The organism is Variovorax sp. GW821-FHT10B04 (genome assembly GCF_059415645.1).
Window position 1 is genome coordinate 947,238 of sequence record NZ_JBWKNQ010000001.1, and the last position, 22,035, is coordinate 969,272.

Consider the following 22,035-nt stretch of genomic DNA (forward strand, 5'->3'; position numbering starts at 1 on the left):
GCCGCCCTCGATGGATCGACTGCCCATCAGACAGCCTGAGAAGGATGCGGCCCCGAAGCCACCCAGATCCATCCGCCGACATCCATGCGCGTTGCCAAGTTGCCCACCCGGCTGTTGCTGGTCGCCTCGATTGCATTGCTGCCATTGGCTGTCGTCTGCGGCATCGCACTGCACGAACTGCTGAAGGAACAGCGCGAACAGACCCGCTCCTCCACGCTCGGCGTTGCGCGCGCCCTGGCAACGGCCGTCGACAGCGAGCTGCGGCTGACCGTCGCGGCCCTGCAGGCACTGGCGCTGACCGATCCGCTCGGCGACACCGAAGAGCGCGGCCTGATGGACGCGCTGCTGCTGGCCAAGTCGCTGCGCGCCTCGCACCCGGAATGGCGGGGCGTGCTGCTGTCCACGACGACCGGCCAGATCATCTTCAGCACCGAAGGCCCGACCGTTCCGCTGCGGGAGCAGGTGATCGAGCCGCGCAGCCTGATCGAGGCGGTGCGCACGGCCGCGCCGGCCATCGGGCCGCTCGTCTCGGGACCGAACGGCAACCTGGCCTTTGCGGTGCGCGTGCCGGTCGTCCGCGACGGCGCGGTGCGCTATGTGCTGAATGCCGTCGTGCGGCCCGAGGCGATGGCGGCCGTGCTGCAGCGCCAGCGGGTTCCGGACGGCTGGACCGTGTCGATCTTCGATTCCAACGCACGCCGCGTGGCGCGCTCGGTCGGCGAGGGGCAGTTCGTCGGACTGCCGCCGAGCGAGTCCTTGCGCGACATGCTGGCCGCCATGGGCGACCGCAAGGAATACATGGGCCAGAGCGACAACATCGACGGCACGCCGCTGCAGAGCGCGGTGGCGCGGCTCGACTTCGCGCCGTGGTTCGTGGCGCTCGGCGCGCCACGCTCGGTCGCGGACAGCGCGATGTGGCGCACGCTGTCGGCCTACGGCGGCGGGCTGCTGGTCTCGCTGCTCGCGGGGGTTCTGGCGGCCTGGTGGATCTCGCGCTCCGTGACGCGGCCGATGCGCCGGCTCGCGCTGAGCGCCGAGGCCATGGGCCGCGGCGAGTCCGTCCCGATCGAGGCCTCCGGCATCGCCGAAGTCGACGCGGTCGGCAGTGCGGTGGCCGGTGCCGTGGCGCAGCGGCTGCGCAACGAAGCCGAGCGCGATGGGCTCCTGGCGGCGGAGCGCAACGCGCGCGCGGCGGCCCAGGCGGCGCAACTGCGGCTCGAACGCCTGCTGAGCGTGAGCGCCGTGCTGTCGCGGTCGCTCGAGGAGGATTCGACCCTGCAGGCGATCGCCGACGTGATCGTGCCCGGCGTGGCCGACCTGTGCCGCATCGACCTGCTCGACGAGAACGACGTGCTGCAGCGCAAGCTCACGCACCACGTCGACCCGGCACGCGGCGCGGCGATCGCGGAGTTCGTCAGCACCCATGCCAGCTCGGTCGATGCGCCGGGTTCGTTCCCCTGGGCGATCGCCACCGGCAAGACCTTCTTCCAGAACCTGGAGAACACGCAAGGCCCCGATGCGCTGGCGCCGACCGTGCGCGAATTCGTGGACATGCTGGGCATCACGGCCGGCTGCGTCGTGCCGCTCATCGCGCGGGGCCGCACCATCGGCGCCATGGCGATCCTGCAGGACCAGTCGAAGCGCCGCTTCAGCCCGGAAGACGCCGTGCTGATCGCCGAGCTCGCGCAGCGCTCCGCACTCGCGCTCGACAACGTGCGGCTCCTGGCGCGGGCACGGCATGCACAGGCCCACGCCGAAGTCGCGAACCAGACCAAGGACGAATTCCTCGCCATGCTCGGCCACGAGCTGCGCAATCCGCTCGCGCCCATCTCGCTGGCGCTCACGCTGATCGCACGGCGCGACCCCGGCGCCTTCCCGCGCGAGCGCCAGATCATCGAGCGCCAGGTCAAGCACCTGTCGATGCTGGTGAACGACCTGCTGGACATCTCGCGGATCGTGTCGGGCAAGATCGCGCTCGAGCCGCAGCAGGTCGATCTGCGCGACATCGTCGCGAAGGCGGTCGAACTCACGCTGCCGGCCTTCCAGACGCGCGCCCTGCTGCCGCAGCTCTCGCTGCCGGCCGAGGCCGTGCCGGTGCGCGGCGACCCGCTGCGGCTCGCGCAGATCATCGGCAATCTGCTGAACAACGCGGCGAAGTTCTCCGAACCCGACACACGTGTCGACGTGCTGCTGCGCGTCGACCGAGGCGACGCCGTGCTGGAAGTGCATGACGCCGGCATCGGCATTTCGGACGATCTGCTGCCGCGGGTGTTCGAGCGCTTCGTGCAGGGCGCGCAGCAGCTGCATCGCGCCAAGGGCGGCCTCGGGCTGGGGCTGGCCATTGCGCGCAGCCTCGCCACGCTGCACGGCGGATCGATCGACGCGTTCAGCGAAGGCGCGGGCCAGGGCAGCATCTTCACGGTGCGCCTGCCGCTGGTGCAGGCCGCCGCGCCGCAACATGCAGCGGCCGTTACCGCCGCGCCGACCCACAACCGGCTACTGAAGGTGCTGATCGTCGACGACAACCGCGACGCACTCGACGCGCTGGCCGAATGCCTCGTGCTGGAAGGCCACGAGGTGCTGACCGCGGGCAGCGCCGAAGAGGCGCTGGCGCTGCTGCAGACCCAGGACCCCGAAGCCGGCATCTTCGACATCGGCCTGCCCGGCATGAGCGGCTACGAGCTGGCGCAGGCGATGCGCGGCACGCCGCGCCACCGGCACATGGTGTTGTTCGCACTCACCGGCTATGGACAGGCAAGCGACCGGGAACAGGCCCTTGCCGCGGGCTTCGACGCGCACTTCTCGAAGCCGGTCGACCTGCAGCTGATGCAGGCACAGCTGCAGCAGGCCTTTCAGCGGCCGGACACTACTTCGTCAACTGCGCACTGATGATGCCGAGCAGCGCGTGCGGCTGCAGCGGCTTGCCGAGGTGGGCGTCGAAGCCGGCCTCCGTCGCCTTGTCGTGGTCCATCGGCCGGGTGAAGGCGGTGTGGGCGATCGCCGGCGTGCGCGCCCTGCCCTGCTCGGCTTCCAGCCGCCGCACTTCACGAATCAGGTCGTAGCCGTCGCGTCCCGGCAGGCCGATGTCGCTGACCAGCACATCGGGCCATTTCTGCTGGATCTGGTCGAGCGCGCTTTCGCAGTCCGCCGCATGGCGCACCTGCCCGCCCGCGTCGGACAGCACGACCGTCAGCACCTCGCTGGCATCCGCGTTGTCTTCGACCAGCAGGATGTCGAGCCCGCCGAACATGTGGTGATCGGCCACGGGTGCCGGCGGCGGCGCCTGCGCGCCGACCAGGACGATCGGCGAATGTCCGGCAGGCACCACGCCCAGCGTCACGCGGAAGGTCGCGCCATGACCCTCGCCACCGCTCTCCGCCGACACGCTGCCGCCATGGAGTTCCGCCAGGTTCTTGACGATCGACAGCCCCAGCCCCAGCCCGTCGTGGCGCCGGTTGTCGGGCGAATCGCTCTGGGTGAAGCGTTCGAACAGATGCGCGACGAAGTCGGGCGCGATGCCGCGGCCCGCGTCCTGGACCGACAGCCGCAGCAGGTCGCCGTCGCGTGCCAGCTCGATGCGGATGCGCCCGCCTTCGCTCGAGAACTTGATGGCGTTCGACAGCAGGTTCCACACGATCTGCTGGAAGCGCGTGGCGTCGAGCCAGGCCGGTTGCTCGTTGCCCTGCTGCGCCAGCTCGATGCGCAGCTTCTTGGTCGCCGCGGCCGCATTCAACGCGTCGATCGACACCGTCACCAGCGCGCCGGGCTCGGTCCATTCGCGATGCAGATGCAGCTTGCCGGAGCTGATGCGCGACACGTCGAGGATGTCGGCGATCAGCCGTGCCTGCGCCTTCACGCTGCGATCGATCGCAGCGAGGCCCTTTTCCATCTGCTCGGGGGTGCGAGCGCCCGACTTCAGCAGATGCACCCAGCCGCCGATCGCATTGAGCGGATTGCGCAGTTCGTGCGACAGCACGGCGACGAAGTCGTCCTTGGTCCGGCTCAGACGTTCGGCCGCGGTGCGCGCCGCCTGTTCGCGCTCCAGCACTTCGCGCCGCTGCCGTTCCAGCTCGAAGCGCTCCGACACGTCGAGCGCAATGCCGAAGCGCAGCTCGGGCTCGATGTGCGCCGAAATCGTCCATTCGAAGCGGATCCAGCTGCCGTCCTGCCGCAGCAGCGGGAATTCGCCCTGCCAGGGCGCATCGTTCGTGCCGCTGCGCGTGCGGGCCTGGACGATGTCGATCCACTCCTCCGGCGCAAAGGCGCTCACGGGTTGCCCGATCAGCGCCTCGCGGTCGCGCCCGAGCAGTTGGACCATCGCGGGATTGACGTCTGCGAAACGGCCATCGCCGTCGATCAGCGCCATGCCGGTCGGTGCCTGGTCGTAGATCGCGCGAAAGCGGACTTCGCTGCTGCGCAGCTTGTCTTCGGCCATGCGCGCACGGATGAGCGCCTGCAGCGTGGCGATCAGCACGGCCGGTTCGACCGGATGGACGAGGTAGGCGTCGGCACCCGCATCGAGCCCCGCGACCTTGTCCTCGTTGCGCACGAAGGCCGCCGACAGGTGCACGACCGGCAGCGTCGCCGTGGCCTGCTGCACCCGCAGTTCGCGGCAGACCTCGAAGCCGTCGATGTCGGGCAGGTGCACGTCGAGCACCACCGCGGAAACCCGCTGGCGTGCGATGTCGAGCGCCTCGCGGCCGGTGCCGGCCTCCTGCGTCTGGAAACCCGCCGCACGGATCACGCGGGCCGTGGCGTAGCGTGTCGTCGGGTTGTCGTCGACCACCAGCACCGTGTGGCGCCCGCGGTCGATGGTGGTGTTGATGAGCGGCTGGGCGGCCATGCTCAAGCCTCCCGCGCAGCGGCGGTGCTGCCGAGTTCGACCGGCACCACCACGGAGAAGATCGAGCCCTTGCCCAGCTCGCTCTGCACCTCGACCTGGCCGCCGAGCAGGTGCGCCAGCTGCTTGCTCAGCGACAGCCCGAGCCCCGTGCCGCGCAGGCGCTTCTGCACGGGCGAATCGACCTGCGAGTAATCGTCGAAGACTGCCGCGTGATGCTCGGGCGCGATCCCGATGCCGGTGTCGGTCACCGAGAACTTCACGGACTCCGCGCCCAGGCGCACGGCAGTCACGCGGACCTCGCCGCTGGGCGTGAACTTCAGCGCGTTGGAGATGAAGTTGCGCAGGATCTGCGACAGCTTGCGGTCGTCGGTATAGATCTTGGGCAGCCCCTCGGGCTCCTCGAAGATCAGCACGGTGGACGGGTTCACCAGCACCGGGCGGAACATGCCGCGCAGCGCGGAGAACAGGTCGACCATCTCGAACCAGGCCGGCGAGATGTCGACGCGGCCGGCCTCGATCTTCGCGAGATCGAGCAGGTCGTCGACCATCTCCGCCAGCTCCGCGGCCGTCGTGTCGACGAAGCCGACCTGCTTTTCCTGCTCGGGCGTCAAGGGTCCGTCGACGCGGTCGTTCAGCAGGCGCGTGATGCTGCGGATCCCGTTGATCGGCGTGCGGAATTCATGGCTCATGTAGGCCAGGAAGCGGCTCTTGAGCTCGGTCGCCTTCTGAAGCTGCTCGGCCTGGGCATCGAGTTCGGCATACAGCGCCACGACGCCGCGGTTGGTCTCTTCGAGTTCGGCGCGCAGCTCGTCCGCTTCCTGGCGGCTGGCGGCGAGCGCGGCGCGGCAGTCGTCCGCCGTCTCGGTCGCGCCGTTCGCCTCGGGGGTATCGAGGCCTTGGGGGTTGTGGGAGTTCATCAACTATTCCTTTCGGCGGATCACGACGATGGTGGCGTCGTCGCGATGCCGCGTGTGGTCGCGCAGGAGTGTGGCGGCCACGAGCGTGGGATCGCGCTGGAGCAGCGGGCGCAGGCGATCGGCCGGCCAGCGCGACTCGATGCCGTCGCTGTGCAGGACGACGAGCGCATGGTCGGGCAGCGCCATCGAACTGGTTTCCGGCTTGCGTATCTGCATGCCGACCGTGCCGTGCTGCGTGACGATCGTCTTGTCGAACAGGCCGGACAGCACGCGGCCCATCACGTTGCCGGCGCCGCTCCACTGGAGCGCGGCGGTGCCGACGTCCAGGCGGGCCAGGCAGACGGCCGCGCCGCGCGTGGTCTGCAAGGCCTGGTGCGACTGCTGCAGCTGCGTGCCGAGCTCGGCGAAAGGCTCGCGCGCGAAGACCGCCTGCGCCTCGTGCGATGCCCGCGCGGCATCGGGGCCGTGGCCCAGGCCGTCGGCCACCAGGACCGCCATCCGGTCGCCATCCAGCGCGGCCGCCCAGGCGTCGCCGCATTCGCTCTCGCCCGGCGCGGGCAGGCACAGCGCGCCGATGTCGACCTGTGCGTCCGTGTGCGCTGCATGCGCAGCGCCCGCCGGACGGACGCGCGCGACGCACACCGTGCCGTCGGGCACGACCGAATGGATGTCGAAATCGCTGGCCAGGCGCCGCACGGCACCCAGGCCGGTGCCGGGTGTGCTGCCGGACGAGTAGCCGTCCCGCATGGACTGCGCCAGGTCGGGGATGCCGGGACCTTCGTCGATGCAGACCACCTCGATCTCGCGCGCTTCCGGCCGCGACGCGATCAGCAGCCGACCTTTCTGCGCATGGCGCAGCAGGTTGGTGCCGAGCTCAGTGACCACCAGTGCCAGCCGGCCGGACTCCAGTTCGGCCCATTCCATCGCGGCGGCGGCCTGTGCCGCAAAGCGCCGCGCCTCCCCCACGCGGCTGGCGTCGTCGATGGGGAATGCCTTGTGAACCCAGCCTGCGACTATTTCCACTTGGTGATGCTCACGCGTGTGCCCTGGCCGGGCACGGAATGGAGATCGAAATCGTTGACCAGCCGCTTGCTGCCGGGCAGCCCGAGGCCCATGCCGCTGCCGCTGGTCCAGCCGTCGGTCAGCGCGAGCGCGAGATCGGCAATGCCGGGGCCTTCGTCTTCGAAGTGCAGTTGCAGTCCGCGCCGGCCGTTGCGCTCGACGAACTCCCAGCGCATGCGGCCGCCCTTGCCGTGGATCAGCGTGTTGCGCGACAGCTCGCTGGCGGCGGTGATCATCTTGGTCTGGTCGACCAGCGACAGCTTCAGGTCCTGGCAGAGCGCGCGCACCATCTGCCGGCTGGCGACGATGTTCTGCTCGGACTGGATCGGCAGCGTGCCCGTGAGTTCAACGGCCAAGAGCGTTCTCCCGCTGCGATCGCTGCAGGAGCGCCATGCCGCGCTCCACGTCGAGTGCGGTCTTCACGCCGTCCAGGGACAGGCCCAGCTCGACCAGCGTGATCGCCACGGCCGGCTGCATGCCCACCACCACGGTGGTGGCCGACAGGATGCGGGCGATGCCCGAAATGCTGGTCAGCATGCGGCCGACGAAGGAGTCGACGATCTCCAGTGCCGAGATGTCGATCATCACGCCGGACGCGCCGGTCGCCGCGATGCGGTTGGCCAGGTCGTCCTGCAGCGCCAATGCGATCTGGTCCTGCATGTCGACCTGGATGGTCACCAGCAGGGTACTGCCCATGCGCAGGATCGGGATGCGGTCCATGGCGTTACTGCTCGCGGACGACGCGCCAGCCGTTCTGGCGCAGCGCAAGCGCCAGCGCGTCGGCGAGCGTCGCCTTGGTGCTGACGCCCTGCAGGTCGATGCCCAGATGGACGATGGTCTGCGCGATCTGCGGACGGATGCCGCTGATGATGCAGTCGGCGCCCATGAGGCGGATCGCGGTGACGGTCTTCAGCAGATGCTGCGCCACCAGCGTGTCGACGGTCGGCACGCCGGTGATGTCGATGATGGCCAGCTCGGAGCCGGTCTCGACGATCTTCTGCAGCAGCGCTTCCATCACGATCTGGGTGCGGCTGCTGTCCAGCACGCCGATCATCGGCACGGCGAGCACGCCGTCCCACAGCTTCACGACGGGCGTCGAGAGCTCCAGCAGTTCTTCCTGCTGGCGCCGGATGATGTCCTCGCGCGCCTGCTGGTAGGTGGCGGCGGTGTACTGCGCCATCTTGTCGACCAGCGTGGACAGCGCCCACAGCGCGTCACCCATGCCGGCCGGATCGCCGGCCAACCGCCGCTGGACCGAGGTGAACAGCGGCTTCTTCAGCGCCAGCACGAAGCGGCTGGTGTCGCCGACCGACTGCCCCTTTGCCGCACGCGAGGTCGACAACGCGGCCAGCGCGGCGCGCAGACCCGTCCATTCGGGCGACTCGAAGTGCGACGGATCACCGCCGGCCTGCAGGGCATCGCGCAGCAGACGGAGGATTTCGGTCGATTCGGCGAGTGCGGTGCGACGCAGGCCCGGATCGTTGGCCTGGGCTTCGGTCAGCCAGACGTCGATGACGTCGGTTTCTTCCTCGCGCAGCGCTGCGAGAACCGCTTCGTATTCGGTGTTCATTCCATTCCTCTTCTCTTGGGTGATGTGCTGCCGCAACCGCGGGCGCGACGAGCGCATCGATGCTATCCCGCCAACGGGGTACACGCCCGAGTTTTCGATCGGGCGCCAGCGCTTGCTGACGTCAGCCGATTCCTACGCGAACGGATTCCTGCCACAAGAGAAGAAAGTGCGCCATGTCTTTTGACGCTTTCGTCGATTTCCCGTCTTCATGCAGGACGAGCGCGCGACGCCCTTGCAGCCCGCAATCGGCCGGATGCGCTGTGGCATCGTGGCCGCAATGAAGCCATCACGCCCCTGGAAAGCCATTGCCCTGACCTTCGTCCTGACCTTGGCCGGCACGCTGCTGGTGCTCAATGTCACGGGGAGCGAAAAGAAGATCGACGATCAGGTGCGGCACGAATATGCGCTGCAGGACGCCCAGTACCAGCGCGCGCTGGGCGTGATGCTCGGCCCGCCGATCACGGGCGGCAACCGCTTCGAGGCGCTGCAGAACGGCGACCGCATCTTCCCGCCGATGCTGGCGGCGATCCGCAGCGCGCAGCACAGCATCACCTTCGAGACCTACATCTACTGGTCCGGTGACATCGGTCGCGCCTTCGCCGACGCGCTGTCGGAACGGGCACGTGCCGGCGTCGCGGTCCACGTGCTGCTCGACTGGGTCGGCAGCGCCAAGGTCGACGCCGACATCCTGCGCGAGATGACGGCCGCCGGCGTGCAGATCCGCAAGTTCCACAAGCCGAGCTGGTACGACATCGGCCGGATGAACAACCGCACGCACCGCAAGCTGCTGGTGGTGGACGGCCGCGTCGGCTTCACGGGCGGCGTCGGCATTGCGCCCGAATGGACGGGCAACGCGCAGGACGCACAGCACTGGCGCGACTCCCATTACCGCGTCGAAGGCCCGGTGGTCGCGCAGATGCAGGCGGTCTTCATGGACAACTGGGTCAAGGTGTCCGGCGAGGTGCTGCATGGCGAACGCTATTTCCCGCCACTGGCCGAAGCGGGCGGCGGCCGGGCTCAGGTGTTCAGCAGTTCGCCATCCGGCGGCAGCGAAAGCATGCACCTGATGTATTTGCTGTCGATCGCCGCCGCGACGAAGACGATCGACCTGTCCAGCGCCTACTTCGTGCCGGACGAACTCACGGTCGATGCGCTGGTGGCGGCCATGCGGCGCGGCGTGCGGCTGCGCATCATCACGCCCGGACCGATCATCGATTCGCAGACGGTGCGCCATGCCTCGCGCGCCAGCTGGGGACCGCTGCTGCAGGCCGGCGCCGAGATCAGCGAATACCAGCCGACGATGTTCCACTGCAAGGTCTTCACGGTCGACGGCCTGCTGGTGTCGGTCGGTTCGACGAACTTCGACAACCGGTCGTTCCGCCTCAACGACGAGGCCAACCTCAACATCTACGACGCGGCTTTCGCGGCCGAGCAGACGGCGCAGTTCGAGGCCGACTTGCAGCAGTCGAAACGGCTGAGCTACGAAGCCTGGCAGGCGCGCCCGTGGCATGAGAAGGCGATGGAGCGCTTCGCCACGCTGCTCGCGACCCAGCTTTGACGCGCCGCCGGATCGAGCGGCGCAGGACATCGCCGACACGACGCGCATTCGCGGCCCCACAGGGTCGCACCATCCCAGCCGACCCCACGCGAACACCGGTCGAAGACATTGCATGCAGTGCAATGAACCACCGGAGTCGGCATGTTTCTCGAACTCTTTCTTCTCTGTGCCATCGGTTGCTGCCTGGCGATGCTCAGCTTCGTGGTCGGCTGCCTCGTGTATGACGGATTCGCCAGCAGCCACGGCGTCGAGGCCCGCCGCGGCAGGCGCGGCTACGTCGCCGACGCCACGCCGCTGCGAACTCAGGCGACGGGCACGACGCCGGCCTTGGCCAGCGACGAATTGCTGTAGCGGAAGTCCAGGCTGACCTCGGCCCCGAGCCACGCGGGCGTCGGCGATGCGAGGTCTTCCGACTCGAGTTCGATCTCCGCCAGGACGAGGCCCGCCAGCGCGCCTTCGAACACGTCGACTTCGAACACGAAACCGTCGACCGGCACAAGGTAGCGAACCTTCTCGAGCCGACCGAGGCTGCAGTGATGGGCCAGCAGGTCTTCCGCGTCCGGCACCGGTATCTCGTACTCGAATTCCGCACGCGACAGGCCCGAGGACTTGCCCTTGAGCGTCAGAAAGGCCTGCGTGCCGGCGATGCGTACGCGCACCCACATGCCGTTGTCCGCCACATAGCCCTGGGCCATGCGCGTGCCGGTCAGCCCGCGCACGATGGAAGGGTCGCGCACGAGGTACTTGCGCTCGATTTCGGTTGCCATGGAAAGAAGTCCTCTCGTGTCTGTCGTTGAAGGCCGCACCGCGGCAGCGCGCATTCTCGCGGTCGCGCTACGATGAACCAAAGAACGGACAACAGAGCAGAGACAAGCGATGCAGCCAACCCTTTCTCCCACGGCGTCTTCCCATCCGACCGGGCCGTCGTCCGGCGCGCCGGCGGTGCGGCCGATTCGGCGCGCTGCCAGCGTCATCGTGCTGCGCGATGGCGCAGAAGGCCTCGAAGTGCTGCTGCTGCGTCGGGCCGAGAAAGCCAACGACCAGAACAGCGGTGCCGCGGTCTTCCCTGGCGGCGTGCTCGACGCAACCGACCCGCAACTGCATGCATGCTGCCGCGGACTCGACGATGTTGCAGCCAGCGCCCGACTCGGCGTGCCGGACGGCGGACTCGACTTCCATGTGGCGGCAGTGCGCGAATGTTTCGAAGAAGCCGGCCTGCTGTTCGCCACCGACGCGCAGGGACAGCCTGTGGCGCTCGACCACCTGCCGGCCGAAGAACTCGACCGGCTGCGCGCAGCGGCGGATCAAGGCACCGATGCGCTGCTGACCATCTGCGATGCACGCGGCTGGCACCTGGCGGTCGATCGGCTCGTCTACTACACCCACTGGCTCACGCCGCCGGGCATGCCGCGGCGATTCGACACCCGCTTCTTCGTTTCGGCCCTGCCCGCCCGGCAGGACGTGCGGCCCGATGGCCGCGAGACGGTCGAGCACCTCTGGCTGCGGCCCGCCGCTGCGATCGACGCCCGCGCCGGGCTCAAGCTGATGAACGTCACGCGCGTGATCCTGTCCGACCTGCAGGCTTTCGCCACCGTGGCCGATTGCCTGGCGCATGCGCGCGCGCTGCGCGAGATCCGCATGGTCATGCCCCGCCTGGCGGACGGGCCGAACGGGCGGCGGCCGGTGAACGTCGACGAACCAGCCTACGACGAGGTCGGTTTCATCGATCCCGATGGCGCGGGCGGGGCGCGCCATGCGCTCGAACCTGGGCAGGTCCTGCGGCTCTCTCCCCGCGTCTGGCGCGTGACGGCCGTCGACCGTGCGGATCCCGAACGGCCCGGACTGCACAGCTACTTCGTCGGCAGCGGCGATGCCTGGGCGCTGATCGATCCGCTCACGGACGACGAGACGCACTGGGCCCGCCTGCGCGCAGCCGCACCCGGACCTGTGCGCTGGCTGCTCTCGACCACCACGGGCCACCTCGACGATGCCGAAGCGCGGCGCATCCTGGGGCCGGCATGGCAGGGCGCGCCCGACCTGACGGAGCCCGGCGCACCGATCGCGCTGGGCGACGCCACCCTGCAGCCGCTGGCGCCGCCTTCGCCGCTGGGCACCTGGCACTTCCTGTTGCGCGAGGACAGGTTGCTGTTCAGCGGCGCGTCCGATGCGTCGCAGGCGACGGGCGACATCGGATGGTGTGCGCCGTCGCGGGGGTTCATCCGCCGCACCGGCGGATGAGTCGTCGCGACAGCACGGCTGCCAGCAACGTCAGCGCGCGGCCGCCGTGCTCACCTTGACGATGGTCGCCTGCATCAGCGCGACGACCTTGTAGTCCGCGCCCGCGGCGTCTGCAAACGCTCTCACCTCGCCGGTGCAGACGGTCAGGAGCTTGCCGGAACTCACGACCCGTCCGATGGCCAGGAAACGCTGGCCGAGGGCCGGCCGCATCAGGTTGAGCTTGAACTCCGCGGTCACGACCTCGAAGCCCGGGGGCGCCTTCGTCAACGCCGCGTAGCCGCAGGCGCTGTCCACGATGCTGGTGGTCGCACCGGCGTGCAGATAGCCGTGCTGCTGTGACAGGCTCGCCGAGAAAGGCAGCGCGATGTGCACTTCGCCGTCCTCGACATGCATCAGCCGCGCGCCGAAGGTGGCCATCAGCCCCTGCGCATCGAAGCTGGATGCGATTCGCTTGTGAAGGTCGCTCATTGAAATCCCGGAAGAGGTGAATCAACGGCCATCCTGCCACGGCGCCGACGGCCGATTCGAACCGGAAATCCGGGATTCGCTGCCGTGCCGAAGCGTTACCGCAAGTTGCAAAAGGCCCCAAAGCCTGCGGTGTAGACTGCCGGGTTTTTCGAACTGGCGATATGCAAGTGTCACAGCGCACAGGTTTGACCGGCTCGGCGCTCCTTCGACTGCTTGCCCGACTGGCCGACACCGAACCCCGGGACGCCCCACCGGCGACGGCGGATCGATGGAGCCAATGGCTTGGCTGGACCGACGCCATCTCGCTGTCCGCAGCCTTGAACGGCGGCCCGGCCATTGCACACCATGCGAGCCGGCCCTCGGCGCATGCCGAGGAGCGCGATTGCGCCCGGGTACGCACCGAACTGGCAGCCTCGATCGGCGACGACGTGGCGCGTGCCACGGACTTCGCGTCGTACCGCCGGCGCTACATGGCGCGGCAGCAGGCGATGGAATCCGGCATCGGTCCGTTGCGCGCACGCCTGCGGGCCATGCTGGCGGCAAGCTCGCCCGAGATGGCGCGGCTCGCGGCCGTGGATGTCGTGATGGAACAGGCGCTGGGCGCCCGCGAACACAACCTGCTCGCGAGCGTGCCCGCCCTGCTCGAAAAACACTTCGCGCGTCTGCGCCGGGCCGACCAGCCCGCGGCGGAAGAGGCCATGCAGACGTCGGCCGCAGCACGGCCCGATGTCGGCCATGCCGCATGGCTGGACGTCTTCCACCAGGACTTCCAGGACGTGCTGCAAGCCGAACTGGACTTTCGATTTCAACCGGTCGAAGGGCTGCTCGAGACCCTTCGAATGAGACAAGAGACAACCAGGGAACCATGAACAGATTTCTTTACTACGCCGCAGCGACCGCTGGCCTGGCCGTGGTGTGCTGGATCGGCGTCGGCTACATCGGCGCAAGCCCGCTCGCGCTGGCCATCACGGCACTGATCGGCGCCTTCTACGTGATGGGCCTGCAGGAGCTCCACCGCTTCCAGCAGGCGACGCTTTCGCTGTCGCGCGCATTGGGCAGCCTCACGTCGCCGCCGGCCGGCCTCGGCGCCTGGCTGGACCAGTTCCATCCTTCGCTGCACAACGCGGTGCGCCTGCGCATTGAGGGCGAACGCGTCGGCCTTCCCGGACCGGCGATGACGCCCTACCTGGCCGGACTGCTGGTGCTGCTCGGCATGCTGGGCACCTTTCTCGGCATGGTCGTCACCCTCAACGGCACCGGCTCGGCGCTGGCTGGCGCGACCGATCTGGACGCCATCCGGGCGTCGCTGTCGGCTCCGGTGAAAGGCCTGGGGCTGGCCTTCGGCACCTCGGTGGCGGGCGTTGCGGCTTCCGCCATGCTGGGCCTGGCATCCGCCCTGTGCCGGCGCGAACGCCTGCAGGCCGGCCAGATGCTCGACACGCGCGCAGCCACCACGCTGCGTGCCTACTCGGTGGCCCATCAGCGCGATGAATCCTTCAAGCTGCTGCAGCAGCAGGCGCATGGCATGCCCGCGCTGGTCGACCGGCTGCAGGCCATGATGACCGCGATGGAACGCCAGAGCCAGGCGCTGAACGAGCGTTTGATCGGCAGCCAGGACCGCTTTCACGACCAGGCCGAGACCGCCTACGCAGGGCTTGCGTCTTCCGTCGACCAGACGCTGAAGCAGAGCCTGCTCGACAGTGCCCGCGTCGCCAGTGCCGCCATCCAGCCGGTGGTCGAGGCGACGATGGCCGGCATCGCGCGCGAGACGGCCTCGCTGCACGAAGGCATTTCCCGCACGGTCCAGCTGCAGCTCGACGGCCTGTCGAGCCGCTTCGACGTCACCACCGGCCAGGTCGCGGGCAGTTGGCAGACCGCACTCGCCGCGCACCAGCGCACGACCGAGGCGCTGTCGCACGACCTGCGCGACGCGCACGAGCGCATGGCCGAGTCCTTCACGCAGCGCTCGGCGGCGCTGGTCGACGGCGTGTCGGTCCGGCTCGAAGGCGCGGTCGACCGTGTTTCCGACGCCTGGCGCGACGCGCTGGCGCAGCACGCACGCACCAGCGACACGTTGTCCGCCGACACGCGCCAGGCGCTGACCAGCGCCGCGGGCACCTTCGAGCAGAACGCGGCGTCGCTGCTGCGCACGGTCGACCAGGCGCACGCCGCGTTGCAGGTCGACATGCAGTCGCGCGACGAACAGCGCCTGTCGGCCTGGACGAGCTCGCTGGCGTCGATGGCGGCATCGCTGCAGCACGAATGGCAGCAAGCCGGCACGCAGGCCGCGCAGGCCCAGCAGCGATTGCTCGACACGCTGGCGCAGACCGCGCGCGACATGTCGGCCACGACCGAGGCGCATGCGCAAAGCACCATCGCCGAGATCGCGCAGCTGCTGCAGACCGCCGCGGAGGCACCGCGCGCTGCGGCCGAGGTGGTGGCCGAGCTGCGCCAGAAGCTGTCGGACAGCATGGCGCGCGACAACGCGATGCTGGAAGAACGCAGCCGCATCCTGGAGACGCTCTCCACGCTGCTCGATGCGGTGAACCACGCCTCGACCGAGCAACGCGTGGCGGTCGATGCGCTGGTGGCCGCATCGGCCGACGTGCTCGAGCGCGTCGGTGGCCGTTTCACCGACACGGTCGAAGCCGAAACCGGCAAGCTGGCCGCGGTGGCCGCGCAGGTCACGGGCAGCGCCGTCGAGGTCGCGAGCCTGGGCGAGGCTTTCGGCTTTGCGGTGCAGTTGTTCAGCGCGTCGAACGACAAGCTGGTCGGCCACCTGGAGCGCATCGAAGGCGCGCTGGGCAAGTCGCTCGCGCGCAGCGACGAACAGCTCGCCTACTACGTCGCGCAGGCGCGCGAGGTGATCGACCTCAGCATCATGTCGCAGAAGCAGGTGGTGGAAGACCTGCAGCAGATCGCCAGCCGCCAGGCACTCGCCGGCAGCGACGCGTGATGCAGGACGACATCGACGCCGGCGCCGAGCCGGGTGTTCCGATCTGGGCGGTCTTCGGCGACCTGATGACGGGGCTGCTCGGTGCCTTCGTGCTGATCTTCCTGTACGCGATCGGCATGCAGCTGGACCTGGCGACGAAGCTCGAGGCCGAAGTGAAGCACCGGCAGGTCGAGACCCAGCGGCGCCAGGCGCTCGAACAGGCGCTGGCCGGCCCGCTGGCGGCCGGCCGCGTCACGCTGAACAACGGCCGCATCGGCATCAGCGGCAGCGTGCTGTTCGCCTTCAATTCCGCCGACCTGCAGCCCGAAGGCCGGCAGTTGCTGAAGAGCCTGGCCGCGCCGATCGGCGCCTACCTGCGCGGCCGCGACGAGATCCTGATGGTGAGCGGCTTCACCGACGACCGGCAGATGCGCGACGGCGCACGGCGCTTCGCGGACAACTGGGAGCTGTCGGCGCAGCGCGCGCTGGCCGTGACCCGGACGCTGATCGAAGACGGCGTGCCATCGAACGCCGTCTTCGCCGCGGCTTTCGGCGCAGAGCAGGCGGTGGCGTCGAACGCTGATGCCGAGGGGCGTGCGAAGAACCGCCGCGTCGAGATGGCGCCGACACCGCGGCCTTCCGGCAGTCTTGCGAAACCCCGTGAGTAGCAGCGCGCCCGACCGCGAACCGCCTGCGTCGGACAACGCCGGAGCGGCCTCGCCCGCAGCGCAGGTGCGCATGGCACGTGAACGGGGCGAACACCGTTTCGCACCCGTGCGCTTTCGCCTGATCGAGGCCATGGCGCGGCGCTCGGCGTCGCATGATGGCGAGGCGGGACGCCTGCTGGATCGGCGCCTGGCCGAGCTGCTGTCGGCCTACCGTGCCGACCTCGAAGACGGCAGTAAGAACGCGCCGGAAGACAAGGCCGGCGGCGCGTCGCCGGACGCTCCACCTCCGCGCAGCCCCGTCGCGGAGCTGGTCGACCGGCTCGCGCAGCACGCCTCCGCCGCACTCGACGGGAACGGCATGGCGCCGTCCACCAACACCGCAGGCGCGCCCGCCGCGCCCGACCAGTTGAAGACACTGCGCTACTTCAGCGGCACCTGGTCGAAGCTCAGCGCGGACCGGCGGCTGAAGCAATCGCTGGTCAAGCTGCCCGAGAACGCGGGGCCGCTGAACTCGCACCAGCTGGTCCACCGGGCACTGACGCTGATGCGCGACGTGTCGCCGGCCTACCTGAACCGCTTCATGTCGTATGTCGACACGCTGTCGTCGCTGGAGCAGGCGACGGCGGGCAGCACGCCAGGCGGCACGGCATCGCGTTCCGAAGGAACGAAGAAGTCCGGCCGCGGCAAGGCGGGCTGACGCCGCCCGTCAGGCGGCCAGCGGCTCGCGGGCCTCCCCCGAAGCGGATGGCGCGTCGGCCTTGCGCTGCAGCGTCTCGGACAGCGCGGCCCACCGCACGCGCGCCTGCACGATGCTCTCGTCCTTCACGTGTCCGTAACCGCGGATCTGTTCCGGCACGCGGGCCATGGCAACGGCCGTGTCGATCACCGCGTCGAACGGTGCCTGCGTCAGCCGATCGAGTAGCCCGTCGATCAACCCGAGGTAGTCCGCGATCAGTTGCCGTTCGGTCCGGCGTTCGGCCGTACGGCCGAACGGGTCGAGCGGTGTGCCGCGCAGCCGGCGCAAGGCCGCCAGCACGCGCAAGGCAGGCAGCATCCAGGGGCCGAAGGTCTGCTTGACCGGCCGGCCCTGCGCGTCGCGCCGGCCGAAGATCGGCGGTGCCATGTGAAAGCGCAGCACCGGCTTGCCGTCGAACTGCTGTGCGAGCTTTTCGCGGAAGCGGCCATCGGTGTAGAGACGCGCCACCTCGTACTCGTCCTTGTAGGCCATCAACTTGAAGAGGTTCGCCGCGACCGCACGCGTCAGCGCGTCGCGCCCGCCATGCCGCTGCTCGGCCTGTTGCACGCGCTCGACGACATCGGTGTAGCGCTTCGCATAGGCCGCGTCCTGGTAGTCGGCGAGCGTGGCGCTGCGTTCGGCCACCAAAGCCTTCAGCGTCTGTGGCCGCTGCACGGCAACCACCTGCACGGGTGAGGCCGCACGGGTCACCGCCGGCAGATCGACTGCCGCCTGCCGGCCCCAGCCGAAGGCTGCCTGGTTGGCCTTGACGGCCACGCCGTTGATCTCGATCGCCTTCAGCAGCGCCGCGGACGACAGCGGCACCGCGCCCTTCTGGAACGCGAAGCCCAGCAGGAACAGGTTGGCCGCGATCGCGTCGCCCATCAGCCGCGTGGCGAGTCCGGTGGCGTCGATGAAGTCGGCGCGCCCTTCCACCGATTCATCGATCAGCGCACGGACCTGGTCGGCCGGGAAGGCCCAGTCCGGGTCCTGTGCGAAATGGCCGGTCGGCTGCTCGAAGGTGTTGACCAGCGCATAGGTGCGGCCGGGCCGCATCTTGGAGATGGCATCGGGCGCACCCGCAGTCAGCATGTCGCAGCCGAGGATCAGGTCGGCTTCGCCGGTCGGGATGCGCTGCGCCTTCAACTGCGCGGCGTCGCGTGCGATGCGCACGTGCGAGGTGACCGAACCGTTCTTCTGCGACATGCCGGTCATGTCGAGCACGCTGATGCCCTTGCCTTCCAGATGCGCGGCCATGCCGATCAACGCGCCGATCGTGATCACGCCGGTGCCGCCGATGCCGGTGATCAGGATGTTGTGCATGCCGTCGGGCATGGCGGTTGCGGGCTCGGGCAACGCGGCCGAGGGGCTCGTCTCGGCTTTCACCGCGACCGGCCGGGTCTTGTGGGGCTCCACGCCTTCGACGCTCACGAAGCTCGGGCAGAAGCCCTTGATGCAGGAGTAGTCGGCATTGCACGAGCTCTGGTCGACACGGCGCTTCAGGCCGTGCTCGGTCGGCTGCGGCAGCAGCGACGTGCAGTTGGACTGCTCGCCGCAGTCGCCGCAGCCCTCGCACACCATCTCGTTGATGAAGACACGCTGCGTCGCCTTCGGGAACTCGCCCTTCTTGCGGCGGCGCCGCTTCTCGGCCGCGCAGACCTGGTCGTAGATCAGCACCGACACGCCCTCGAATTCGCGCAGCTCGCGCTGCACGTCGTCCAGGGTGTCGCGGTGATGCACGGTGAAGTGCAGGCCGGGCCGGTCGACCGGCAATGCGGAACGATCGTTCCAGCGCGACGGGTCTTCCGCCACCAGCGCAATGCGCTTCACGCCCTCGGCCGCCACCTGCTGCGCGATGCGCGGCACGCTGATCGGGCCGTCGACCGGCTGGCCGCCGGTCATCGCGACCGCGTCGTTGTAGAGGATCTTGTAGGTGATGTTGACGCCCGCAGCCACGGCCGCGCGGATCGCCATCGAGCCCGAGTGGTAGTAGGTGCCGTCGCCCAGGTTCGCGAACACGTGCGGCCGCTTCGAGAACCAGGCCTGGCCGAGCCAGGGCGCGCCTTCGCCGCCCATGTGCGTGGTGGTCCTGTTGTGCTCGGGGTAGATCGCGGTCGCCATCACGTGGCAGCCGATGCCGGCCAGCGCGAGGCTGCCTTCGGGCACCTTGGTCGACGTGTTGTGCGGGCAGCCCGAGCAGTACCAGGCCGGCCGCGACGGCGTGGCGACGGCCTTGCCCAGCACCACGTCCTTGGCGTCGAGGATCGCGAGCCGCATGCGGATCATGTCGCTGGTGTGGAAGCGCGCGACACGCCCCGCGATCACGCGCGCGATCTGCGCCACCGAGAAATCGGCCGTCGCCGGCAGCAGCCAGCGTCCGCGCGGATGTGCCCATTCGCCGGCCTCGTCGAACTTGCCGATGACGCGCGGGCGCACGTCCTCGCGCCAGTTGTAGAGATGCTCCTTGAGCTGGTATTCGACGATCTGCCGCTTCTCTTCGACCACCAGGATCTCGTCGAGCCCGTCCGCGAATTCACGGATCGAGTCAGGCTCGAGGGGCCAGGGCATCGCCACCTTGAACACGCGGATGCCGATGCGCGAAGCCTCCGCCGCATCGATGCCGAGTTCTTCCAGCGCCTCGAGCACGTCGCGGTAGGACTTGCCCGAAGCCACAATGCCCAGCCGCGCGGAAGGCGAATCGATGGTGATGCGGTTGAGCCGGTTGGCGCGCGCATAGGCGATGGCGGCGTAGATCTTGGTGTCCTGCATCAGCGCCTCCTGCTTGCGGGCCTGCACGCCGAGCGTGTCGGTCGACAGCCGCGCATGCACGCCGCCGGGCGGGAAGACGAAGTCCGCGGGCAGCCGTGTCTCGACGTGCAGCGCATCGGCGGCGATGGAACCTGAAGATTCGACCGTGTCCGCCAAAGCCTTGAAACCGACCGGCAGTCCGGCGAAGCGCGACATCGCGAAGCCGTGCAGGCCGAGCTCGATGTACTCCTCCACGCTTTGCGGATACAGCATCGGGATCATCGACGCCGCGAAGATGTGGTCGCTCTGGTTCGGCAGCGTGGACGAATAGGCGCCGTGGTCGTCGCCGGCCACCAGCAGCACGCCGCCGTTCGGCGACGTGCCCGCATGGGCCATGTGCTTGAAGACGTCGCCGCAGCGATCGACGCCCGGCCCCTTGCCGTACCACATCGCGAAGACGCCGTCGACCTTGCTCTCGCCGGTCAGGTGAACCTGCTGCGTGCCCCAGACCGCGGTGGCAGCGAGTTCTTCGTTGACGCCGGGCAGGAACTTGATGCCGCCGGCATCGAGCCGCGCCTGCGCGTGCCAGAGCGCCTCGTCGAGCCCGCCGAGCGGCGAGCCGCGGTAGCCGGACACGAAGCCTGCCGTGTTCAGGCCGGCGGCCTGGTCGCGCCAGCGTTGCACGAGCATCAGGCGGACGAGCGCCTGGATGCCGCTGAGGTAGATGCGGCCGGACGTGGCCTGGTACTTGTCGTCCAGCGAGACGCTGGCGAGTTCTTCGGTGGTGAACATGTCGTGGGACTCCGGTAGGACTCTCTGGCAGCGCTCTCGGCCACGGGTAGATGGCGTCGGGCGCGAACGCCGGGCCGCGGGTAAGCGGCACGGCGGGGACCTTCTTGATGGAAATGCGGTCTGTTCCGAGGGGTTGTCTCCTCCTCCTGTTTCAGGCGCTGGCGATGGCTTGGCGCTTGTGTCGATTCTTCTGGAAATGGCGCCGAATATTCTTCTTTGTTTGGCGCAAATTCCATCCCTCGAATAAAAGAATTCGGTCAGATCCACTCTGCCCCGAAAACCATTCGACATGGAATGACCAGCCCGAAGCAACGCGCTTCAGGCGATGTATGACACGATGGGTTGGACAGCACGCGCTGTGCATTCCGGAGTCGACATGGGCGCCAACTCGCCACGCCACGGAAAATGCTCACGTGGCGCCGACGATCCGCCAGGCCTTGCGCTGGTGGATCGCCGTGGCGTCGCAAGCCGTGATCGTGCCCGGCCTGCGCGCCCTGGACTGGCAGTGTGCAGGCCTCTCGCGGACCTGGCGCACTACCGGCGGACTCAGTGGTTCAACAAAATCTGCGCAATCAGACCCGTGGCAATCGCCACCAGCACGTAATCGCCACCGGTCTGCACCCACTGATAGCCACGCGGCGGCGCGCTGAGGCGATGCGAGCGCCAGTCGTTCACCACGTACTGCTTGTTGCGGTACTCGTTGGGCAGACGGCCGCCCTTGCGGAAGTTGTGGTCCGGGCCCGCGCCGCGTTCCTCGGGTCCGTGCTGCGGGCCACGTGGGGCCGGCTGCGCATGGCCTGGGCGGCCGCGGTCGTCGTCGCGACCTGGCCCGCGGTCCTGGGCAACGGCAGCAACGCCGGACGCGGCCATCAGGGTGGCCAACACGAAGGAAGAGGTTTGACGGAAATTCATGCTTTCGCTCCTTGAAACAGAAGCCTCGATACTCCCGCCAAAGCAGGCCGTCGACCGTAGTCCACAGGCCGCTTTACCCCAGGTTCACATTCGGCACGGATCACTGCGGCCACCACCAGCACCGCCGCGTACAGCACGCGGCAGACACACCGCGCGATCGACAGCGGAGTTGCGCTTCGGCTGACGCGATGTCAGCCCGATCGCCTATGCGCACGCAACGGATCGCGCGGAGCCTGAAGCCTTGGCAGTCCTCGCACTGCGCCATCTCTTCAAGGAGGTTCATCATGTTGTACAGAGCCATCCTCCGCTGCTGCCGGTATGCATCGCGCATGCAGTCGGACGAAGCAGAGAACGTGTTCATCCAGAACCTCCAGCGCGCGCTGGGCCACAACATCCGGGCCTGCCAGGACGCCTTCATCGCGATGATGAGCCTCGACGAGGCCAGGGTGTCCCGACAGCAATTCGCTGCAGCCGTGGCATGGCTGAATGCCTATGAAAGCGCCAAGTCGGCCGCGTTGCGCGATCTCCGTTGCCCGATCGAAGCCTACTTCGAGGTGCAGACACTGCCGGGCAACGCCCGGAACTGAG

At 68.7% G+C, this 22,035-nt stretch carries 20 protein-coding genes; 10 read left to right on the top strand and 10 right to left on the bottom strand.

Translation table 11 applies throughout. The features are described 5' to 3' along the window. Positions 1-84: 84 nt before the first annotated feature. Positions 85-2,889 (top strand): ATP-binding protein, encoded by a 2,805-nt coding sequence (locus tag AC07PZ_RS04540; RefSeq protein ID WP_495293818.1) that lies wholly within the window; start codon positions 85-87, stop codon positions 2,887-2,889. On the opposite strand, the gene AC07PZ_RS04545 is transcribed toward AC07PZ_RS04540, so the two are convergent. From AC07PZ_RS04545 to AC07PZ_RS04570, 6 genes are read right to left on the bottom strand one after another with little or no spacing between them, the layout of a single operon-like run. Continuing rightward, positions 2,867-4,843, bottom strand: coding sequence for a hybrid sensor histidine kinase/response regulator (locus tag AC07PZ_RS04545; RefSeq protein ID WP_495293819.1), 1,977 nt, complete (start codon positions 4,841-4,843; stop codon positions 2,867-2,869). The genes AC07PZ_RS04540 and AC07PZ_RS04545 overlap by 23 nt on opposite strands. Positions 4,844-4,845: 2 nt before the next feature. After that, complete coding sequence (locus tag AC07PZ_RS04550) at positions 4,846-5,760, bottom strand: sensor histidine kinase (protein ID WP_495293820.1); 915 nt, start codon at positions 5,758-5,760, stop codon at positions 4,846-4,848. Positions 5,761-5,763: 3 nt separating this feature from the next. Continuing rightward, positions 5,764-6,783: an ATP-binding protein gene (locus AC07PZ_RS04555; RefSeq protein ID WP_495293821.1), complete on the bottom strand. Its 1,020-nt coding sequence runs from the start codon at positions 6,781-6,783 to the stop codon at positions 5,764-5,766. Then, positions 6,774-7,178: an anti-sigma regulatory factor gene (locus AC07PZ_RS04560; RefSeq protein WP_495293822.1), complete on the bottom strand. Its 405-nt coding sequence runs from the start codon at positions 7,176-7,178 to the stop codon at positions 6,774-6,776. Before AC07PZ_RS04560 ends, AC07PZ_RS04555 begins: the two co-directional genes overlap by 10 nt. Next, complete coding sequence (locus tag AC07PZ_RS04565; RefSeq protein WP_495293823.1) at positions 7,168-7,542, bottom strand: STAS domain-containing protein; 375 nt, start codon at positions 7,540-7,542, stop codon at positions 7,168-7,170. Before AC07PZ_RS04565 ends, AC07PZ_RS04560 begins: the two co-directional genes overlap by 11 nt. A gap of 4 nt (positions 7,543-7,546) precedes the next feature. Further along, positions 7,547-8,392: an STAS domain-containing protein gene (locus tag AC07PZ_RS04570; RefSeq protein WP_495293824.1), complete on the bottom strand. Its 846-nt coding sequence runs from the start codon at positions 8,390-8,392 to the stop codon at positions 7,547-7,549. Here AC07PZ_RS04570 and AC07PZ_RS04575 point away from each other — a divergent pair. The 3 genes from AC07PZ_RS04575 to AC07PZ_RS04585 all read left to right on the top strand — a co-directional run bounded on the left by AC07PZ_RS04575 (position 8,385) and on the right by AC07PZ_RS04585 (position 10,301). After that, entirely contained in the window at positions 8,385-8,576 is a 192-nt protein-coding gene (locus tag AC07PZ_RS04575) for a hypothetical protein (RefSeq protein WP_495293825.1), read from the top strand. The two genes, AC07PZ_RS04570 and AC07PZ_RS04575, sit on opposite strands and share 8 nt — an antisense overlap. Positions 8,577-8,669: 93 nt before the next feature. Next, positions 8,670-9,950 carry a phospholipase D-like domain-containing protein gene (locus AC07PZ_RS04580; protein ID WP_495293826.1) on the top strand — a complete coding sequence of 427 codons (1,281 nt, stop codon included), beginning with the start codon at positions 8,670-8,672 and terminating at the stop codon, positions 9,948-9,950. A 141-nt stretch (positions 9,951-10,091) separates the two neighbouring features. Next, the gene (locus AC07PZ_RS04585; protein ID WP_495293827.1) at positions 10,092-10,301 is read left to right on the top strand and encodes a hypothetical protein; all 210 of its coding nucleotides are present in this window, start codon (positions 10,092-10,094) and stop codon (positions 10,299-10,301) included. Here the strand turns inward: AC07PZ_RS04585 and AC07PZ_RS04590 are convergent. Then, positions 10,253-10,717: a CYTH domain-containing protein gene (locus tag AC07PZ_RS04590; protein ID WP_495293828.1), complete on the bottom strand. Its 465-nt coding sequence runs from the start codon at positions 10,715-10,717 to the stop codon at positions 10,253-10,255. The two genes, AC07PZ_RS04585 and AC07PZ_RS04590, sit on opposite strands and share 49 nt — an antisense overlap. Before the next feature lie 109 nt (positions 10,718-10,826). Between AC07PZ_RS04590 and AC07PZ_RS04595 the strand changes: the two genes are divergently transcribed. Then, the gene (locus AC07PZ_RS04595; RefSeq protein ID WP_495293829.1) at positions 10,827-12,188 is read left to right on the top strand and encodes an NUDIX hydrolase; all 1,362 of its coding nucleotides are present in this window, start codon (positions 10,827-10,829) and stop codon (positions 12,186-12,188) included. Between the two features lie 30 nt (positions 12,189-12,218). Here the strand turns inward: AC07PZ_RS04595 and AC07PZ_RS04600 are convergent, their stop codons facing one another. Then, on the bottom strand, positions 12,219-12,656 hold the full coding sequence (locus AC07PZ_RS04600; RefSeq protein WP_495293830.1) for a PaaI family thioesterase: 438 nt from the start codon (positions 12,654-12,656) through the stop codon (positions 12,219-12,221). Between the two features lie 161 nt (positions 12,657-12,817). On the opposite strand from AC07PZ_RS04600, the gene AC07PZ_RS04605 reads away from it, so the two are divergent. The 4 genes from AC07PZ_RS04605 to AC07PZ_RS04620 are packed head-to-tail and all read left to right on the top strand — an operon-like array spanning position 12,818 to position 16,956. Continuing rightward, positions 12,818-13,525 carry a DUF3348 domain-containing protein gene (locus tag AC07PZ_RS04605; protein WP_495293831.1) on the top strand — a complete coding sequence of 236 codons (708 nt, stop codon included), beginning with the start codon at positions 12,818-12,820 and terminating at the stop codon, positions 13,523-13,525. Then, positions 13,522-15,612, top strand: coding sequence for a DUF802 domain-containing protein (locus AC07PZ_RS04610; protein WP_495293832.1), 2,091 nt, complete (start codon positions 13,522-13,524; stop codon positions 15,610-15,612). Before AC07PZ_RS04605 ends, AC07PZ_RS04610 begins: the two co-directional genes overlap by 4 nt. Continuing rightward, positions 15,612-16,259 (top strand): OmpA family protein, encoded by a 648-nt coding sequence (locus AC07PZ_RS04615; protein ID WP_495293833.1) that lies wholly within the window; start codon positions 15,612-15,614, stop codon positions 16,257-16,259. The genes AC07PZ_RS04610 and AC07PZ_RS04615 overlap by 1 nt, the downstream gene beginning before the upstream one ends. Continuing rightward, entirely contained in the window at positions 16,252-16,956 is a 705-nt protein-coding gene (locus tag AC07PZ_RS04620) for a DUF2894 domain-containing protein (protein WP_495293834.1), read from the top strand. Before AC07PZ_RS04615 ends, AC07PZ_RS04620 begins: the two co-directional genes overlap by 8 nt. A gap of 9 nt (positions 16,957-16,965) precedes the next feature. Here AC07PZ_RS04620 and AC07PZ_RS04625 read toward each other — a convergent pair whose 3' ends face one another. Together AC07PZ_RS04625 and AC07PZ_RS04630 are read right to left on the bottom strand one after the other, a co-directional pair. Further along, positions 16,966-20,535 (bottom strand): indolepyruvate ferredoxin oxidoreductase family protein, encoded by a 3,570-nt coding sequence (locus AC07PZ_RS04625; protein WP_495293835.1) that lies wholly within the window; start codon positions 20,533-20,535, stop codon positions 16,966-16,968. A gap of 546 nt (positions 20,536-21,081) precedes the next feature. Continuing rightward, positions 21,082-21,447 (bottom strand): RcnB family protein, encoded by a 366-nt coding sequence (locus tag AC07PZ_RS04630; protein WP_495293836.1) that lies wholly within the window; start codon positions 21,445-21,447, stop codon positions 21,082-21,084. A 284-nt stretch (positions 21,448-21,731) separates the two neighbouring features. Between AC07PZ_RS04630 and AC07PZ_RS04635 the strand changes: the two genes are divergently transcribed. Beyond that, a complete protein-coding gene (locus AC07PZ_RS04635; protein WP_495293837.1) occupies positions 21,732-22,034 on the top strand; it encodes a hypothetical protein in 303 nt (100 codons plus the stop codon). Position 22,035: the final 1 nt, after the last annotated feature.

Bases quoted from the DNA above. Each gene is read 5' to 3' on its own strand.
- AC07PZ_RS04625 (WP_495293835.1), bottom strand. From the start codon at position 20,535: ATGTTCACCACCGAAGAACTCGCCAGCGTCTCGCTGGACGACAAGTAC.
- AC07PZ_RS04570 (WP_495293824.1), bottom strand. From the start codon at position 8,392: ATGAACACCGAATACGAAGCGGTTCTCGCAGCGCTGCGCGAGGAAGAA.
- AC07PZ_RS04580 (WP_495293826.1), top strand. From the start codon at position 8,670: ATGAAGCCATCACGCCCCTGGAAAGCCATTGCCCTGACCTTCGTCCTG.
- AC07PZ_RS04585 (WP_495293827.1), top strand. From the start codon at position 10,092: ATGTTTCTCGAACTCTTTCTTCTCTGTGCCATCGGTTGCTGCCTGGCG.
- AC07PZ_RS04630 (WP_495293836.1), bottom strand. From the start codon at position 21,447: ATGAATTTCCGTCAAACCTCTTCCTTCGTGTTGGCCACCCTGATGGCC.
- AC07PZ_RS04545 (WP_495293819.1), bottom strand. From the start codon at position 4,843: ATGGCCGCCCAGCCGCTCATCAACACCACCATCGACCGCGGGCGCCAC.
- AC07PZ_RS04615 (WP_495293833.1), top strand. From the start codon at position 15,612: ATGCAGGACGACATCGACGCCGGCGCCGAGCCGGGTGTTCCGATCTGG.
- AC07PZ_RS04590 (WP_495293828.1), bottom strand. From the start codon at position 10,717: ATGGCAACCGAAATCGAGCGCAAGTACCTCGTGCGCGACCCTTCCATC.
- AC07PZ_RS04600 (WP_495293830.1), bottom strand. From the start codon at position 12,656: ATGAGCGACCTTCACAAGCGAATCGCATCCAGCTTCGATGCGCAGGGG.
- AC07PZ_RS04565 (WP_495293823.1), bottom strand. From the start codon at position 7,542: ATGGACCGCATCCCGATCCTGCGCATGGGCAGTACCCTGCTGGTGACC.
- AC07PZ_RS04540 (WP_495293818.1), top strand. From the start codon at position 85: ATGCGCGTTGCCAAGTTGCCCACCCGGCTGTTGCTGGTCGCCTCGATT.
- AC07PZ_RS04605 (WP_495293831.1), top strand. From the start codon at position 12,818: ATGCAAGTGTCACAGCGCACAGGTTTGACCGGCTCGGCGCTCCTTCGA.
- AC07PZ_RS04595 (WP_495293829.1), top strand. From the start codon at position 10,827: ATGCAGCCAACCCTTTCTCCCACGGCGTCTTCCCATCCGACCGGGCCG.
- AC07PZ_RS04635 (WP_495293837.1), top strand. From the start codon at position 21,732: ATGTTGTACAGAGCCATCCTCCGCTGCTGCCGGTATGCATCGCGCATG.
- AC07PZ_RS04550 (WP_495293820.1), bottom strand. From the start codon at position 5,760: ATGAACTCCCACAACCCCCAAGGCCTCGATACCCCCGAGGCGAACGGC.
- AC07PZ_RS04610 (WP_495293832.1), top strand. From the start codon at position 13,522: ATGAACAGATTTCTTTACTACGCCGCAGCGACCGCTGGCCTGGCCGTG.